Below are 16,733 nucleotides of genomic sequence, written 5' to 3' on the forward strand. Positions count from 1 at the left end.
GGGTGAGATATGTTGCTGAGTGAAGAATCCTACCGGAAGATCGAGAAAGAACTGGCAAAGTTTCCTGCCACCAAGAAACGGTCGGCGGCGATTGCCGCCCTGACAATCGCACAGGATGAAAAAGGCTGGCTGTCCCCGGAAGTGATGCAGGAAATCGCCGATTATCTGGGGGTTCCCGCGGTAGCCATCGAGGAAGTCGCCACTTTTTACAGTATGTTCAACACCCGGCCGGTCGGGAAGTACAAGATCGCCGTATGCTGCAATTTGCCCTGTGAAATGACGGGAAGCGATCAGACGGCACAGTATCTGAAAGAAAAACTCAATATCGGATTCGGTGAGACGACACCTGATGGCCTGTTCACGCTGGTGGAAAGCGAGTGCATGGGGGCTTGTGGCGATGGTCCGGTTATTCTGGTGAATAACAAGAACATGTATATGCGCATGTCGAAAGACAAGATCGACAAGTTGCTGGAGGAACTGAAATAATGACCTGCCTGCATGGCCGTCATACCGAACCGGTATTGTTCAGGGAACTGACGGGCGATAACTGGACTCTGGCGGATTATGTGACTCGCGGAGGATACGGACAGATCAGACGTATCCTCGACGGTCGTATGCCGGCAGAACGGATCGTCGCCGAAGTCAGGGCCGCCGGGTTGCGGGGACGAGGCGGCGCAGGATTCCCGACGGCGGTCAAATGGGGTTTCATGCCGAAAGCCCATGCAGGGCAGACTTATCTGATTTGCAATGCGGATGAGAGCGAGCCGGGAACGTTCAAGGATCGCGATATCCTCCGGTACAATCCGCATGCCGTGATCGAGGGGATGCTGATCGCCGCCTATGCCATGGGAATTACAGCTGGTTATGTCTATGTTCATGGTGAAATCTGGTCGGTGTATGAGCGTTTCGAGGAGGCGATCGGACAGGCTCGCGAAGCGGGATTCATCGGAAAAAACCTGATGGGTTCGGGTTTTGATTTCGAGTTGCATGCCGTTCATGGATATGGCGCCTATATCTGCGGTGAAGAAACCGCTTTGCTGGAATCGATGGAAGGAAAACGGGGGCAGCCGAGATTCAAACCGCCGTTTCCGGCAGCAAATGGCCTGTATGGACAACCGACGACGATCAATAACGTGGAAACGCTGGCTTATGTGCCGTTCATTATGGCGATGGGCGGAAACCACTGGGCAGCTCTCGGCCGGGAGGGATGTCCCGGAACGAAGATATTTTCCCTTTCCGGCGATGTGGTTTTTCCGGGCAATTATGAGGTACCGCTGGGCATTTCCTTTGCCGAGTTGCTGGCACTGGCCGGGGGGGTCAAAGGCGGCCGAAAGGTCAAGGCGGTGATCCCGGGGGGATCGTCTTCACCGGTTTTGCGGGGTGAGACGATGTTGCGACTGAATATGGATTATGATTCGATAGCGAAAGCCGGGTCGATGCTGGGGACAGGCGGAGTCATCGTTCTGGACGAGACCCGTTGCATGGTGAAGTCGCTTCTGAATCTGTCGCGTTTTTACCGGAATGAATCCTGCGGGCAGTGTACGCCGTGCCGTGAAGGTACCGGCTGGCTGGTCAAACTGATCGAACGGATTGAGCGGGGCGACGGCAAACCGGACGATCTGGATTTGCTTGATTCGGTGGCCTCCAATATACAGGGAAGGACGATTTGCGCCCTGGGCGATGCGGCGGCGATGCCTGTCAGATCGTTTCTGAAGTGTTTCCGCCAGGAATTCGAGTATCACGTTGAACATAAACAGTGTCCTGTCGCATCCGGAGGGCAGGCTTAGGCGATATGGTTGAAATAGAGATCGATGGCGAAAAAATAAAGGCGGAACCGGGCAGTCCGTTACTGCAGGCGGCACTTGATGCAGGCAAGCCGGTACCGCATTTCTGCTATCACAAGAAACTGTCGGTTACGGCCAGTTGCCGGATGTGTCTGGTCGAAGTCGGGAAGATGTCCAAGCTGGTCCCTGCCTGTGCCACGCCGGTTACGGAAGGTATGGTCGTCCGTACTGATACGGAAGAGGTCATCAAAGCCAGACGGGCGGTGATGGAGTTTCTGTTGATCAATCATCCTCTGGATTGTCCTGTCTGTGATCAGGGCGGGGAATGTCTGTTGCAGGATTATTCCGTTGAATACGGCGCCAATGCTTCACGGTATCAGGAAGAAAAACGGATTGTTTTTGTGAAAAATGTCGGGCCGCTGATTTCGATGCAGGAGATGAGTCGCTGTATCCAGTGCACACGTTGTATCCGTTTCGGGACGGAAATCGGCGGATTGACGGAATTCGGTATGGTAAACCGTGGCGACCGTTCCGAGATCACGACTTTTCCGACGACATGGGTCAATTCCGAACTGTCCGGCAATATGATCGATGTCTGTCCTGTCGGGGCGCTGACATCGAAACCTTTCCGGTACAAGGCGCGGGGATGGGAACTGGCCAGCCACTTTTCCGTCAGTCCTCATGACGGCCTGGGATCGAACTTGAATGTCCAGACCCTGCGTGGCAAGGTCATGCGGGTGTTGCCGTTTGCCAACGAGGCGGTCAACGAGTGCTGGCTTTCCGACCGTGACCGTTTTTCCTATGAGGCGTTGGGCAGTTCCGACCGGCTGACGGTACCGATGGTCAAGCAGGACAACCGCTGGATCGAAACGGACTGGGAAACGGCGCTGAATTATGTCGCACACGGATTGAAAAGTATCCGGCGCGATCATGGTCCGATGTCGCTGGCGGCGCTGGTATCGCCCCAGGCGACTCTGGAAGAATGTTTCCTGTTGCAGAAACTGATGCGGCAGATGGGATCGGAAAAAATCGAATTCCGGCTCAGGCAGTCCGATTTTTCTCTGGATGGGAGGATTGTTCCCTGGCTGGGGATGCGTGTTGAAGAAATCGGCGATCTGGATCGTGTGCTGGTGATCGGGTCGTTTTTGCGGCAGGATGTTCCGCTGCTTGCGGCACGTTTCCGGAAAGCGGCATTTGCCGGTGCGAAAATCGATATGCTCCATGCCGTCGATGATGACTGGCTGATGCCGGTCGAAAACCGGCTGGTGGCTTCACCGGATGAATGGTTGTCGATACTTGGCGAAATCATTTGTGTGATCGCCACCCGAAAAGGTTTGCCCGTTCCTGACGGATTCGGCGGGATCGCGGTCTCGGGCCGGGCGGAACCGTTTGCCGTTTCCCTGATGGAGGAAGGCCGGAAAGCGCTGTTTCTGGGTTCCCTTGCCTTGCGACATGAAAAAGCGTCGCTTCTGCATAAAGCGGCTGAATGGATTGCGGATGCGACGGGAGCGGCACTCGGTTGTTTGACGGAAGGGGCCAACGCGACCGGAGCGTATCTGGCCGGCGCCATTCCTGCTGTGGAATCGGGGATTTCTCTTGGAGATATCGCTTCGGAATCGACGAAGGCTTTTCTGTTGTTGCATACCGAACCGGAACTGGATGCCGCTTGTCAACCGGAAATGCTTTCGGCCCTGAAACAGGCGGAAATGGTGGTCGCGATGTCGCCTTTCAAACAAAGTCCGCATTATGCTGATGTGTTGTTGCCGGTTTCCCCGTTTACCGAGACATCGGGGACTTTTGTCAGTTTCGAGGGACGGGTGCAGTCTTTCGGGGGATGCGTCGTTCCTTTCGGGCAGACCCGGCCGGCCTGGAAAGTGTTGCGGGTGCTTGGAAACTTCCTGGATTTGCCGGGATTCGGGTATGAAACGACAGAAGAAATCCGGGACGAATGTCTGTGTGGACAGAATATATCAGGGATGCTGAATAATATGAGCGGCAAGCCGCCTGTTTATGCCTCGTCGTTACCGGAGGAAGAATATATCCGGGTTGCGGATGTTCCGCCTTATTTTTCGGACATGATCGTCCGTCGTGCCGGTGCGCTGCAACAGACCCGGGCGGCGCAAAGCCCGGTTGTGCATTTGCCGAAAGGCCTGTTCAATGAACTGGGGCTGGCCGAAGGTGACGCTGTCCGTGTCATGCAACCGGAAGGTGAAGCCGTTCTGCCCGCCTGCTGTGATGCCACGCTGGCGGATAACGTGATCAGGCTGGCTGCCGGTCATGCGGCAACCGCCATGCTGGGGCCGATCGGCGGATCGATCAGGGTGGAACGCATATGATGGCCCAGATACTGAATCTCATCCATCATTACGGCCAGCTGTTTTTCGGTCCGATGTGGCCGGTTGTCTGGATACTGGTCAGGATTGCAGTCATTGTATTGCCTCTTCTGGGAATGGCTGCATTTCTGACGCTTTGGGAACGCAAGGTCATCGGCTGGATGCATGCACGGCTGGGGCCGAACCGTGTGGGGCCGCTCGGACTGCTTCAGCCGATTGCAGACGTTTTCAAGATACTTTTAAAAGAAATTATTGTTCCCGAAAAAGCCGACCGTTTCCTTTTCTGGCTGGCGCCCGTGCTGACGATCGGACCGGCATTGGCGGCATGGGCCGTGATACCCTTCGGGGCGGAAATGGTGCTTGCCGATGTGAATGCCGGACTGCTGTTTCTGATGGCGATCACGTCGATCGGTGTTTACGGCATCATTATCGCGGGATGGGCGTCCAATTCCAAATACGCCTTCCTGGGGGCTGTGCGTGCCTCGGCACAGATGATTTCTTTCGGTATCCCGCTGGGATTCGTACTGGTGACCGTATTGCTGGTTTCCGGCAGCCTGAATCTTTCCGATATCGTGATCGGGCAGAGCAAAGGTTTTTTCGCTTCATACGGTTTCACATTTCTGTCTTGGAACTGGATTCCGCTTTTCCCGCTCTTCATCATTTATGTCGTTTGTGCGATTGCGGAAACGGGACGCCATCCGTTCGATACGGTGGAAGGCGAATCGGAAATCGTGGCCGGTCATATGGTGGAATATTCCGGGATGGCATTCGCCATGTTCTATCTGGCGGAATATATCAATATCATTCTTTTTTCCGCGCTGGCGTCCGTCATGTTTCTGGGGGGATGGCTGGCTCCGGTGGACTGGGCTTTTCTGGCGTGGGTGCCGGGGTGGATATGGCTGGGAGCCAAAACGTTTTTCATTGTTTTCCTGTTTATCTGGGTGCGCGGAACGTTTCCCCGATACCGTTACGACCATACCATGCGTCTCGGCTGGAAGGTGTTCATTCCGGTTACGCTGGTGTATCTTGTTTTCATCGCCTGCTGGATGCAGACCCCGTTGAATATATGGCAGTGAGGGGGCAATGAAAGCGATCAGACATTTTATCAGGACGTTTGCACTGACCGAGCTGTTGCAGGGGCTGGCGCTGACCTTGCGCGTCATGTTCAGGAAAAAGCCGACCGTTCGCTATCCGGAAGAGAAAACGCCGTTGTCACCCCGTTTCCGGGGAATGCATGCTCTGATGCGTGATGAGAACGGAGAGGAGAAATGCATTGGCTGCAAGTTGTGCGAGTCGGTCTGTCCGGCCAAGGCGATCATGATTGAAACCGGCGAACGCGAGGATGGATCGCGGCGCACGACTCGCTACGAAATCGACCAGAGCAAGTGTATTTTCTGCGGGTTGTGCGAAGAGGCCTGTCCGGTCGATGCCATTGTCGAAATACCGATGTTCGAATATATTGCCGACGAGAAGGGCGATCTGCTGTTTGGCAAGGAAGTGCTTCTTTCTGTCGGTGAAACCTATGCCAAGGAAATAAGGGAGGCGAAAGAGGCGGATGCGCCTTATCGCTGATGATTGTCCAGTCAATTGAAAGTTATGGAATTCGAAACCGTCCTGTTTTATGCATTCGCCGCCATTTTGACGCTGGCGGCCTTGCGCGTGGTGACGTCGGGCAATTCGGTCCATGCCGTCTTGTATCTGGTTCTTTCCTTTTTCACGGGAGCGGCGCTCTGGATTTTGCTCAAGGCGGAATTTCTGGCGCTGATTCTGATGCTGGTCTATGTCGGTGCCGTGATGGTGCTTTTCCTGTTTGTCGTGATGATGATGGATATCGACATGGTGGAACTGAGGCGGGTGGCGAGGAAAAATATGGCTGTTGCCCTGCTGGTCGGTGTTCTGATCGTACTGGAAATGTCGGTTGTTCTTTTCAGGGGATTTTATTCGCTTGATCTGCACGCACCGGAGGATGCGTCCCGTATCGGGCTGACAGCCGAAATCGGGAAAACGCTGTTTACGGATTATCTTTTCAATGTCGAAATCGCGGCCATGATACTGCTGGTTGCGCTGGTCGCTGCCGTGACGCTCACTATCCGGCATCGCAAGGATGCCAAATACACGTCTGCGGATGTCGCTGTACGTGTCCGGCCCGAAGAAAGGATCCGGATCGTTGACCTGAAACCGGAGGGTATCGAAACAGCCGCGACGACAGAACATGGAACGGGGGAAAATAACCGGAAGCGGGAGGATGTCCGATGAACGTGACGCTTGTTCACTACCTGATTCTGGGGGCGATACTGTTTTCGATCGCCGTGATGGGTATTTTCCTGAACCGGCGCAATCTGCTGGTGCTTTTGATGTCGATCGAACTGATGCTTTTGGCGATCAACATGAATTTCATTGCGTTTTCCCATTATTTCGGCGATATTGCCGGCCAGATATTTGTTTTCTTCATCCTGACTGTCGCCGCATCCGAAACAGCCATCGGACTGGGAATACTGATGATCCTTTTCCGGAAAATCCGTTCGGTCAGGGCCGATGATATGGACAGTCTGAAGGGATAGCGGTTTTGGATATGTACAATAACGGAAAGAACAGACATGCCTGATCAACTGAACGTCCATTTGCTGTATGCCGCGCTGTTCGCGCCGCTTGCGGGCGCTCTGGTCGCAGGGCTGATGGGGTCACTGTTTGGCGGTCACATGATCCGCAGACGGACGTCGAAGACGGTGACGGTGGCGGGGGTCTCGGTTTCTTTCGTCTGTTCGCTCATCGTTTTGCTGGATGTCATGAAGGGAGCCGTTTTCGATCATGCCGTCTATACCTGGATGACGGTAGGCGGAACGCGGTTCGAGATCGGATTCATGATCGATTCATTGTCAGCGATGATGATGGTGGTGGTCACGTTCATTTCGCTGCTGGTTCATATTTATTCTCTGGGATATATGGAAAACGACGATAATGTCAGCCGTTTCTTTTCATATATTTCCCTGTTCACGTTCGCCATGCTTTCGCTGGTGATGAGCAATAATTTCATCCAGCTCTTTTTCGGCTGGGAAGCGGTCGGTGTGATGTCCTATCTTCTGATCGGGTTCTGGCTGGAAAAACCGACTGCCGTTTCGGCAGGACTGAAAGCCTTTCTGGTCAACCGGGTAGGTGACTTCGGATTCATTATCGGAATCGGACTGGTTTTCGCTTTTGCCGGTTCGCTGAATTACCAGGATGTTTTCGATGTGCGTGAACAGCTGGCGGCCATGACCGTTCCGGGAACGGGCTGGCTGGCCGTTTCGGCCATCTGTCTTTTCCTGTTCGTCGGGGCCATGGGCAAATCCGCCCAGTTTCCGTTCCATGTCTGGCTGCCGGATTCCATGGAAGGCCCGACCCCGATTTCCGCCCTGATCCATGCCGCTACCATGGTGACGGCAGGAATATTCATGGTCGCCCGACTTTCGCCACTTTACGAATTGTCCGAGACAGCCCTGTCGGTCATGGTGATTGTCGGCGCCATTTCCGCCCTTTTCCTCGGGTTGGTGGCGATGGTGCAGACCGACATCAAACGGATCGTCGCCTATTCGACCCTGTCGCAGCTGGGTTATATGGTCGTTGCACTGGGGGCCTCGGCCTATTCGGCTGCTGTATTCCATTTGATGACGCATGCTTTTTTCAAGGCGCTTCTGTTCCTTGCGGTCGGGTCGGTCATCCTCGGCATGCATCATGATCAGGATATCCGGAATATGGGAGGGCTCGGAAAATATATGCCCTGGACATATGCGACGGCGCTGGTCGGTTCCCTGGCGCTTGTCGGAGTTCCGTTCTTTTCCGGGTTTTATTCCAAGGAATCGATTATCAATGCCATCCGTGTCTCATCCGTGACCGGTGCGACGGTGGCGCTGATTGCTGTCGGCATTGGTCTGTTTGTGACCGGATTTTATACGTTTCGCCTGTTTTTCTATGTATTTCACGGGCGAGAGCGTTTCCAGCGCCAGCAACTGGTCAATCTGAAAACGGCTGAAAAGGAAAAAGTGCCGCAAGGCAATCTGATCGGACTTCTTCCGGGAGAAAAACCGCATGAATCTCCCTGGGTCATCCGTATTCCTCTCCTGCTTCTGGCCGTTCCCTCGATCATTATCGGTTATCTGGCAATCGAAACCATGCTTTACGGCACTTTTTTCGACGAAGTGATTTTCATTGATCATGAACGGCATCCGGCCATGTACTGGATGACGCTTCATTTCGAAAACGCGCTTTCGATGACTCTGCATGAGATCATGACGCCGACGTTCTGGCTGGCTATGGCGGGAATTGCGACAGCATGGTATTTCTATATGGTCAATCCGGTCATACCGATCCGGTTGCGCCGCAAGTTGCGTTTCATGCACCGGATTCTGGTCGGCCAGTATTATCTGGATTCGCTATACAGAAATGTCTTCGTCGGCAGCGCCTTGTGGCTGGGCAATGTGTTCTGGAAATGGATCGATGTGACCCTGATTGAAGACTGGATCATTTCCCGTTTTTTCATCAGGGAAACGAAAATTGTCGCTTCTTTCATTTCAAAGGCCGGTGATATCGACTGGATCGTTTCGAACATTCTGGTCAGGGGGGCGAAACGTCTTGGATATCTTTTCTGGAGAACGGGCGATGCGACCTTGATAGATGGTGCCATGACAGGTGGATCGAGAATGATGGGGTGGTTCGCTGTTGTCGTCAGGTATTTCCAGTCGGGATATTTGTATCAGTATGTATTCATCATGATCATCGGACTGTTGTGTCTGTTGTTCTGGTTTGTGCCTATCGGTTTGAGATAAAAAGTTTGATCGGAAAGCTATGCCTACTCTGTCGTATTCCACTTTTCCAATTCTTTCGCTGGCGATCTGGTGTCCGGTGTTTTTCGGTCTGCTGGTTCTGGCGACGGGAAAGGATGAAAGAGCCTTTTTCGTCCGGTGCCTGTCTCTTTTAGGTGCGGTGGCGGGTTTTGCCGTCACGCTGCCTCTGGTATGGCAGTTTGACCGGCATGCCCACGGGATGCAGTTTGTCGAGAAACATTCCTGGATCAGTCTTTTTCATGTCGAGTATGCAGTGGGTGTGGACGGTATTTCGGTATGGCTCGTCGTTTTGACGGCACTGATGACGCTGGTCACGGTGGTTTCGAGCTGGTCGGTCATTCAGAAACAGGTTGCGCAGTACATGGGGGCATTTCTGATTCTGTCCGGTCTGATGATCGGTGTTTTCGCGACATTCGATGGACTGCTCTTCTATGTTTTCTTCGAGGCGACTCTGATACCGATGTTCGTCATTATCGGTATCTGGGGCGGCGAACGTCGTGTCTATGCGGCATTCAAGTTTTTCCTCTATACCTTTTTCGGTTCGCTGCCGATGCTGATCGCCATTGTGTATCTGTATCTCCAGACGGGCAGTTTCAATATTTTCACATGGTATATGGCACCGCTGGCGCTAAATGTCCAGATATGGCTGTTTATCGCCATGCTGACCGCATTCGCCGTCAAGGTTCCGATGTGGCCAGTGCATACCTGGTTGCCGGATGCACACGTCGAGGCACCGACAGGCGGTTCGGTCATTCTGGCTGCCATCATGCTGAAACTGGGTGCGTACGGATTCGTCCGGTTCACCTTGCCGATTCTGCCGGATGCCAGCCGTTATATGGAATGGTTCATGATCGTTCTGTCTTTGATCGCAGTGATCTATATCGGCCTTGTGGCGCTGGTCCAGAAAGACATGAAAAAGCTGATCGCCTATTCTTCCATTGCTCATATGGGTTTTGTCACACTGGGGTTCTTCCTTTTCGAAAACATCACGGTCGATGGCGCGCTGGTCCAGATGATTTCGCACGGTTTCGTCTCGGCGGCCATGTTTCTCTGCGTCGGTGTTCTTTATGACCGGATGCATACCCGGCAGATTGCCGACTATGGCGGTGTCGTCCATGTTATGCCGCGTTTTGCCGCTTTTTTCGTTCTGTTCGCGTTCGCCAATTGCGGATTGCCGGGAACGTCCGGCTTCGTCGGCGAAGTCATGGTCATACTGGGTGCTGTCAGGGTTCAGGTCTGGATAGCCGTTATCGGGGCTCTGGCACTGATACTCGGGGCTTCCTATACCCTGTGGATGATCAAGCGGGTGCTTTTCGGGCCGGTCGCCAATGAGGAAGTCGCTTCCCTGAAAGATATCGGCGTGCGCGAATTCCTGATTCTGGCGGTGATGGCCGGTTTCGTTTTGTCAATCGGGATTTATCCTGCCTGGATAACCGATGTCATGCAGGTATCTGTCGCCGATCTGCTCGTACATGTCGCCCAGTCGAAATTGTAAGGGATGATGGAAACAGTATGAATGCGATGAACCTGATTCCCGCCATACCCGAACTGATACTGGTCGTATCGGTGCCGCTTGTTTTGCTGATCGATCTGTTTTTGCCGCAAGACAGAAGGGATATCACGTTTTTCCTGTCGATTCTGGCGATTTGTGCCTGTGCAGTGGCCAGTTTCGTCCTTTTGCGTGAAAAGGCGGTCGTGTACGCCTTTGCCGGGGCGTTCGTGTCGGATACTGTGGCGAACCTGCTGAAATTGTGTACCTGCCTTGCCATGCTGTTCACGCTGGTTTATTCACGGCGTTATATCAATGAAAGGCGAATGACGGCCGGGCATCTGGGAGGCGAGTTTTACGTGCTGGCGCTGTTTTCGATGCTCGGGCAGATGGTGGTCATTTCCGCCGCCAGCTTCCTGACCCTGTTTCTCGGAATCGAACTGATGTCTTTTCCCCTTTATGCCCTGATCGCCCTGAAGCGCGATGACGGGAGGGCGGTCGAGGCAGCCACGAAATTTTTCATTCTGGGAGCGCTTGGTTCCGGGCTTCTGCTGTATGGCATTTCGATGTTGTACGGGGCTACCGGATCGCTGGATTTCATGGAAGTGGCGAGGATCTCGGCTTATGCCGGTACGAACTGGCTGATTATGGTTTTCGGAGTGGTGTTCGTCGTGGCGGGAATCGCTTTCAAACTGGGCGCTGTCCCCTTCCACCTGTGGGTGCCCGACGTTTTTGAAGGCTCTCCGTCAGCTGTGACGCTTCTGGTCGCAGGTGCGCCAAAACTGGCCGGTTTCGCACTTTGCATGCGCGTTCTAGTGGATGCGTTGCTGCCTCTGGCATACGACTGGCAGCAAATGTTGATCGTGATTTCTGTCCTGTCGATGGCTCTGGGCAATATTACCGCCATATTGCAGACCAATATCAAGCGTATGCTGGCCTATTCGACGATAGCCCAGATGGGATACATGTTGCTGGGGATGCTTGCCGGTGTGAAAGACGGCCGTTTCGGGATGGAGTCCGTTTTCGCCTACAGTGCATCCCTGTATTACACTATCGTGTACGTTCTGGCGACGCTTGGCGCGTTCGGTGTCATTCTGGTGATGTCCGCCAATGGCACCGAGGCCGAAAAACTGGCCGATTTCCGGGGACTGAACCGTCGTAATCCCTGGTATGCCCTGATCATGTTGTTGTGCATGTTTTCTTTCGCCGGCGTTCCGCCACTGGTCGGTTTTTACGGCAAGTTGTCCGTTTTTCAGGCCGTCGTCAATGTCGATCTGTTCTGGCTGGCTGTCGTCGGCATTTTCTTTGCAGTCGTCGGCGCGTTCTACTATCTGCGGGTCGTCAAGGTCATGTATTTCGATGAACCGCCAGGTACCGGGAAAATTCATGTACCGAAGGACATGGCGGTTGTGCTTGGCATCAATGGTGTTCTGGTACTGTTGCTCGGAATCTTGCCCGGACCGCTGATGGACTGGTGCATGAGTGCGGTCCAGCGCGCGTTTCTGATGTAGGAATGCGGTTCTCGCACGCCGTTTCGTCGGGTACGTTTTCCGGCAGGCAATGTTAAAATCCGTTTTTTCACGTCAATATGGGCAGGATTATGGCTGGCAACACGTTCGGGAAACTTTTCACGGTCACGACATTTGGTGAGTCGCATGGACCGGCACTGGGCTGTATCGTTGATGGTTGTCCTCCGGGCATGGCGCTTTCCGAAGCCGATATCCAGCCCGAACTGGACAGGCGCCGTCCCGGTTCATCCCGGTTTGTGACGCAACGTCGGGAACCGGATACCGTCCGCATTCTTTCAGGCGTGTATCAGGGAAAGACGACGGGAACGCCTGTTGCGCTGATGATCGAAAATCAGGATCAGCGCAGCAAGGATTACAGCAATATCGCCGATGTCTTCCGGCCGGGACACGGGGATTACACCTATTTCATGAAATATGGTATTCGCGATCCAAGAGGCGGAGGGCGTTCTTCCGCCCGTCTGACCGCGGCAACCGTCGGTGCGGCGGCTATTGCCAGAAAGTGGTTGCGTCTGCATTTCGGTACCGAAATCCGGGGATGTCTGAGCCAGCTCGGCGATACGGCCATTCCTTTCCGGTCATGGGATTTTACGTCGGGCAATCCTTTTTTTGTCGCAACAGACGATGTTGTCCTGATTGCGACGCTTGAAAACAGGATGGACGCCCTGCGCAAGGCAGGGGATTCCATTGGCGCGAAAGTCGACGTGGTGGTATCCGGTGTGCCGGTCGGTCTGGGTAATCCGCTGTTCGGGAAACTGGATGCGGAAATCGCTGCGGCGATGATGGGGATCAATGCCGTCAAGGGAGTCGAGATCGGAGACGGTTTTGCTTCGGTAGTACAAAAAGGTTCCGAACACGGTGATGAAATCACACCGGAAGGTTTTTCGAGCAATCATGCAGGCGGTGTTCTGGGCGGGATTTCGACCGGACAGGACATCCGGGTTTCCATTGCAGTCAAACCGACACCGTCGATTCACCTGCCACGTCATTCGGTCGACAGCAGGGGCAATCCCGTGGTGGTGGAAACAACCGGGCGCCACGATCCCTGTGTCGGAATCAGGGCCGTTCCGGTGGCTGAAGCGATGCTGGCGCTGGTTCTGATGGATGCCGTCTTGCAGCATCGGGCGCAATGTGCCGATGTCAACGGGCCGATGGAACCGGTAACCGGTCGTCTGCCCCGGTTTGGACAGGACAGATAGAAACATTTTGGGCGACGATCTGTGTCGGACAAATCATCATGGCCGGAACAGTCGTTCGGATTCGGTGCTTTCTATTTCAGCTATTACAGTTTTGTCGGTGTTTTTCCGACGTATGTAACCCTGTATCTGGCGTTCAGGGGGATTGATGCATTTGAAATCGGCATACTGATGTCACTGATGCAGGCCATGCGAATCATCGGGCCGAATCTGTGGGGGTGGATGGCCGACTGGACGGGGCAGCGTGCGTGCGTGCTCCAGTTTACGGCGGCTTTGGCACTGATCGCTTTCACCGGATTTTTTTTCGGCGGCGGTTTCTGGTATTTCGCCTTTTTCATGGTCGCCGTCAATTTGTTCACCAGCGCACAGGGACCGCTGTCGGATGCTCTGATTCTTTCGGAAATGCAGGGCAACATGTCCCGGTACGGGCAGCTGCGATTGTGGGGATCTGTCGGTTATGTTCTCATGACGGCCGCTTCCGGATTTGTCCTTGACCGGACAGGAATCGTTCTGATGCCCTGGGTGGGAGCTGCCATTCTGGGCGCCGTGTTGCTGGTCAGCCTGAAACTGTACCAGACGCCGCGGCCGATCGCAGAGAGAAAACAGGCGTCCGTGCTGAATGTCCTGTTCCGGTACGATGTGATGGTTTTCATGATATCGGGTTGTTTGATGCTGGCCGCGCATTCCGCATTGTATGCCTTTTATTCGCTTTATCTGTCCGGACTGGGATACAGCAGTGTCACGATCGGCATGATGTGGGCCATCGGTGCCACTGCCGAAATCGTGTTTTTCGTTTACCAGGCACCGGTAGTGAAGCGATTCGGCATCAAGGCCATTATGCTGGCCAGCCTGCTTGCCGCCGTTGTGCGTTTCGCACTGATCGGAGCGGCTGCGGAATCATTCGTCATTCTGCTGCTGGCGCAACTGTTGCATGCAGCCACGTTCGGCGCTCATCATGTCGCATCCATTCTGTCTATCCAGAAATGGTTTCCGGGACCGTTGCAGGCACGCGGGCAGGCTCTTTTCATCAGCATGTCATACGGCATAGGCGGTACACTCGGCGGTTTTCTGCTGTCCTGGGTATGGGATATCTTTACGCCGGCATCCGTTTACTGGGTGGCATCGGCCTTTGCACTGGCCGCTTTTCTCGCCGCCTGGCTGTCGTTTCGGCGAAGGAACGGAAATGACACGGAATAACCCTGCGGTTTGTCAGGTTTGACGATGAATGTGGCATAATAAAAAATTGGTTAACAGAAAATGTGATATGGCATCATGGCAAAGACTCTCTACGACAAACTCTGGGAATCCCATGTGGTGGACACGGAAAAAGACGGTACAACCATTCTGTATATCGACCGTCACCTTCTGCACGAAGTGACCAGTCCGCAGGCTTTCGAGGGCTTGCGACTGGCCGGCCGCAAACCCTGGAGGGATTCAGCCAATCTGCTGGTAGCCGATCATAATGTTTCCACACAGAACCGGAATGGTCCCATTGCCGATCCGATTTCGCGTCTTCAGGTCGAAACGCTGGACAACAATGCAAAAACATATGGCCTGACGTATTTCGATATGTCCGACAAACGCCAGGGCATTGTACATGTCATCGGGCCGGAACAGGGGGCGACGCTTCCCGGCATGACGGTTGTCTGCGGTGATTCGCATACTTCGACGCATGGCGCGTTCGGCTGTCTGGCGCACGGTATCGGCACGTCCGAAGTGGAGCATGTTCTGGCGACCCAGACATTGCTGGCGAAAAAGTCGAAGTCCATGCTGGTGCAAGTGGAAGGTACACTGCATGATGGGGTGACGGCGAAGGATATCGTGCTGGCGGTTATCGGCAGGATTGGAACGGCCGGCGGTACGGGATACGCCATTGAATTTGCCGGTTCGGCGATCCGTTCCCTGTCGATGGAAGGCCGTATGACGCTGTGCAATATGGCTATTGAAGCGGGCGCGCGCGCCGGTATGGTGGCGGTGGACGATACGACGATCGATTATGTCAAGGGCCGCCCGTTCTCTCCGAAAGGGGATCAATGGGACAAGGCCGTGGCTTACTGGCGGACGCTCCATTCCGATCCGGGAGCCGTGTTCGACGCGACCGTCAGGCTGGATGCCGCGGAAATCCTGCCGCAAGTGACATGGGGAACGTCACCGGAAATGGTGACGTCCATTGAGGGAACTGTACCTGATCCTGCCAAGGAAACTGATCCGATCCGTCGCAACGCCATTGTCCGGGCGCTGGAATATATGGATCTGAAGCCGAACATGCCGATTACATCCATTGCCATCGACAAGGTATTCATCGGCTCGTGTACCAATTCGCGCATTGAAGACCTGAGAGCCGCTGCAGCTGTGGTCAAGGGAAAAAAGCGGGCGGCCAACGTCAAGCTGGCCATGGTCGTTCCCGGTTCCGGGTTGGTCAAGGAGCAGGCGGAAAAGGAAGGCCTGGACAAGATTTTCATCGAGGCAGGTTTCGAATGGCGTGAGCCGGGCTGTTCCATGTGTTTGGCGATGAACGATGACCGGCTCGCTCCCGGGGAACGTTGTGCATCCACTTCCAACCGGAACTTTGAAGGACGACAAGGACAGGGAGGAAGAACTCATTTAGTATCTCCTGCAATGGCAGCAGCAGCTGGCATTGCCGGGCACTTCGTTGATGTGCGCGAAAACCGTTGACAGACAAGGAGAAAAAGATGAGAGTATTGATCGCTGTTTTGGCGGCCGTCGCTTTCCTGGCGGGGTGCAATACCGTTCAGGGTGTCGGAAAAGATGTGCAGGGAGCAGGCGAAGCGGTAGAAAACGCCGCCAAGTAAGCTTTCCGCGCTGGAAAGGAATTATTGTTGTGCCGGGTTTCCCGTTGATGGCCTGAATGGGAAGCCGGGCTTTTTGTCGTCTTTTGAACGACGAGAGAATTGATGGGAATCATGGAAAAATTTACCGTACATACCGGACTGGTCGTTCCGCTGGATCGCGTTAATGTGGACACGGATGCGATTATTCCAAAACAGTTTTTAAAATCGATCAAGCGGACAGGATTCGGACCGAACTTGTTTGACGAGTGGCGTTATCTCGATCACGGTGAACCGGGCATGGATAATTCCAAGCGTCCTTTGAATCCCGATTTCGTTCTGAACCAGCCCCGTTATCAGGGAGCATCGATTCTTTTGGCCCGCAAGAATTTCGGGTGCGGTTCTTCCCGTGAACACGCTCCCTGGGCCTTGCAGCAATATGGATTCAAGGCGGTCATTGCCCCCAGTTTTGCCGACATTTTTTTCAACAACTGTTTCAAAAACGGTTTTCTGCCGATTACCTTGTCGGAAGAGCAGGTCGACCAGTTGTTTGCGGCTGTAAAAGCGCAGCCGGGTTATAAGCTGACGATCGATCTGGAAAAAATGGTGGTCAAAAACGAAGACGCCAGCCTGGTGTTCACTTTTGCTATCGATCCGTTCCGCCAGTATTGCCTGATGAACGGATTGGACGATATCGGGTTGACCCTGCAGAAGGCGGATAAAATCAGGGAATACGAAAAACGCCATATCGCCGGGCAACCCTGGCTGGCTAATACGATTTGACGCCGGATTTATA

General features: G+C 54.0%; 15 protein-coding genes. All 15 read left to right on the forward strand.

What is annotated here, in order from left to right; all coding sequences use genetic code 11:
* Window positions 1–9 precede the first annotated feature (9 nt).
* Entirely contained in the window at window positions 10–486 is a 477-nt protein-coding gene (nuoE, locus tag NB647_RS03205) for an NADH-quinone oxidoreductase subunit NuoE (RefSeq protein WP_269265126.1), read from the forward strand.
* Window positions 486–1,787: an NADH-quinone oxidoreductase subunit NuoF gene (nuoF, locus tag NB647_RS03210; RefSeq protein ID WP_269284138.1), complete on the forward strand. Its 1,302-nt coding sequence runs from the start codon at window positions 486–488 to the stop codon at window positions 1,785–1,787. The genes nuoE and nuoF overlap by 1 nt, the downstream gene beginning before the upstream one ends.
* A 5-nt stretch (window positions 1,788–1,792) precedes the next feature.
* Window positions 1,793–4,120: an NADH-quinone oxidoreductase subunit NuoG gene (gene nuoG, locus NB647_RS03215; RefSeq protein ID WP_269284141.1), complete on the forward strand. Its 2,328-nt coding sequence runs from the start codon at window positions 1,793–1,795 to the stop codon at window positions 4,118–4,120.
* Window positions 4,120–5,193 (forward strand): NADH-quinone oxidoreductase subunit NuoH, encoded by a 1,074-nt coding sequence (nuoH, locus tag NB647_RS03220; RefSeq protein ID WP_269265796.1) that lies wholly within the window; start codon window positions 4,120–4,122, stop codon window positions 5,191–5,193. The genes nuoG and nuoH overlap by 1 nt, the downstream gene beginning before the upstream one ends.
* Window positions 5,194–5,200: 7 nt before the next feature.
* Window positions 5,201–5,689, forward strand: coding sequence for an NADH-quinone oxidoreductase subunit NuoI (nuoI, locus tag NB647_RS03225; protein ID WP_269265129.1), 489 nt, complete (start codon window positions 5,201–5,203; stop codon window positions 5,687–5,689).
* A gap of 24 nt (window positions 5,690–5,713) precedes the next feature.
* Complete coding sequence (locus tag NB647_RS03230; protein WP_269284143.1) at window positions 5,714–6,373, forward strand: NADH-quinone oxidoreductase subunit J; 660 nt, start codon at window positions 5,714–5,716, stop codon at window positions 6,371–6,373.
* A complete protein-coding gene (gene nuoK, locus NB647_RS03235) occupies window positions 6,370–6,678 on the forward strand; it encodes an NADH-quinone oxidoreductase subunit NuoK (protein WP_269265131.1) in 309 nt (102 codons plus the stop codon). Before NB647_RS03230 ends, nuoK begins: the two co-directional genes overlap by 4 nt.
* Before the next feature lie 36 nt (window positions 6,679–6,714).
* The gene (gene nuoL, locus NB647_RS03240) at window positions 6,715–8,919 is read left to right on the forward strand and encodes an NADH-quinone oxidoreductase subunit L (protein WP_269284145.1); all 2,205 of its coding nucleotides are present in this window, start codon (window positions 6,715–6,717) and stop codon (window positions 8,917–8,919) included.
* 19 nt (window positions 8,920–8,938) lie between these two features.
* The gene (locus NB647_RS03245) at window positions 8,939–10,432 is read left to right on the forward strand and encodes an NADH-quinone oxidoreductase subunit M (protein ID WP_269284147.1); all 1,494 of its coding nucleotides are present in this window, start codon (window positions 8,939–8,941) and stop codon (window positions 10,430–10,432) included.
* 17 nt (window positions 10,433–10,449) lie between these two features.
* Window positions 10,450–11,937, forward strand: coding sequence for an NADH-quinone oxidoreductase subunit NuoN (gene nuoN, locus NB647_RS03250; RefSeq protein WP_269284148.1), 1,488 nt, complete (start codon window positions 10,450–10,452; stop codon window positions 11,935–11,937).
* Between the two features lie 89 nt (window positions 11,938–12,026).
* Window positions 12,027–13,151, forward strand: a complete 1,125-nt coding sequence (gene aroC / locus NB647_RS03255; protein WP_269284150.1) for a chorismate synthase — start codon at window positions 12,027–12,029, stop codon at window positions 13,149–13,151.
* 21 nt (window positions 13,152–13,172) lie between these two features.
* Complete coding sequence (locus tag NB647_RS03260) at window positions 13,173–14,345, forward strand: MFS transporter (protein WP_269284152.1); 1,173 nt, start codon at window positions 13,173–13,175, stop codon at window positions 14,343–14,345.
* Between the two features lie 75 nt (window positions 14,346–14,420).
* Window positions 14,421–15,824 carry a 3-isopropylmalate dehydratase large subunit gene (leuC, locus tag NB647_RS03265; RefSeq protein WP_269284154.1) on the forward strand — a complete coding sequence of 468 codons (1,404 nt, stop codon included), beginning with the start codon at window positions 14,421–14,423 and terminating at the stop codon, window positions 15,822–15,824.
* 17 nt (window positions 15,825–15,841) lie between these two features.
* A complete protein-coding gene (locus tag NB647_RS03270) occupies window positions 15,842–15,961 on the forward strand; it encodes an entericidin A/B family lipoprotein (RefSeq protein ID WP_020994845.1) in 120 nt (39 codons plus the stop codon).
* Window positions 15,962–16,072: 111 nt separating this feature from the next.
* Entirely contained in the window at window positions 16,073–16,720 is a 648-nt protein-coding gene (gene leuD / locus NB647_RS03275) for a 3-isopropylmalate dehydratase small subunit (protein ID WP_269265143.1), read from the forward strand.
* The last annotated feature ends 13 nt before the right edge of the window (window positions 16,721–16,733 follow it).

It is taken from the genome of Oxalobacter aliiformigenes, from assembly GCF_027116575.1.
GTDB lineage: Bacteria > Pseudomonadota > Gammaproteobacteria > Burkholderiales > Burkholderiaceae_D > Oxalobacter > Oxalobacter aliiformigenes.

Coding starts and splice junctions, on each gene's coding strand:
- nuoI (WP_269265129.1), top strand. CDS start 5,201: ATGAAAGCGATCAGACATTTTATCAGGACGTTTGCACTGACCGAGCTG.
- NB647_RS03270 (WP_020994845.1), top strand. CDS start 15,842: ATGAGAGTATTGATCGCTGTTTTGGCGGCCGTCGCTTTCCTGGCGGGG.
- nuoN (WP_269284148.1), top strand. CDS start 10,450: ATGAATGCGATGAACCTGATTCCCGCCATACCCGAACTGATACTGGTC.
- nuoK (WP_269265131.1), top strand. CDS start 6,370: ATGAACGTGACGCTTGTTCACTACCTGATTCTGGGGGCGATACTGTTT.
- aroC (WP_269284150.1), top strand. CDS start 12,027: ATGGCTGGCAACACGTTCGGGAAACTTTTCACGGTCACGACATTTGGT.
- nuoH (WP_269265796.1), top strand. CDS start 4,120: ATGGCCCAGATACTGAATCTCATCCATCATTACGGCCAGCTGTTTTTC.
- nuoG (WP_269284141.1), top strand. CDS start 1,793: ATGGTTGAAATAGAGATCGATGGCGAAAAAATAAAGGCGGAACCGGGC.
- nuoF (WP_269284138.1), top strand. CDS start 486: ATGACCTGCCTGCATGGCCGTCATACCGAACCGGTATTGTTCAGGGAA.
- nuoL (WP_269284145.1), top strand. CDS start 6,715: ATGCCTGATCAACTGAACGTCCATTTGCTGTATGCCGCGCTGTTCGCG.
- nuoE (WP_269265126.1), top strand. CDS start 10: ATGTTGCTGAGTGAAGAATCCTACCGGAAGATCGAGAAAGAACTGGCA.
- NB647_RS03230 (WP_269284143.1), top strand. CDS start 5,714: ATGGAATTCGAAACCGTCCTGTTTTATGCATTCGCCGCCATTTTGACG.
- leuC (WP_269284154.1), top strand. CDS start 14,421: ATGGCAAAGACTCTCTACGACAAACTCTGGGAATCCCATGTGGTGGAC.
- NB647_RS03245 (WP_269284147.1), top strand. CDS start 8,939: ATGCCTACTCTGTCGTATTCCACTTTTCCAATTCTTTCGCTGGCGATC.
- leuD (WP_269265143.1), top strand. CDS start 16,073: ATGGAAAAATTTACCGTACATACCGGACTGGTCGTTCCGCTGGATCGC.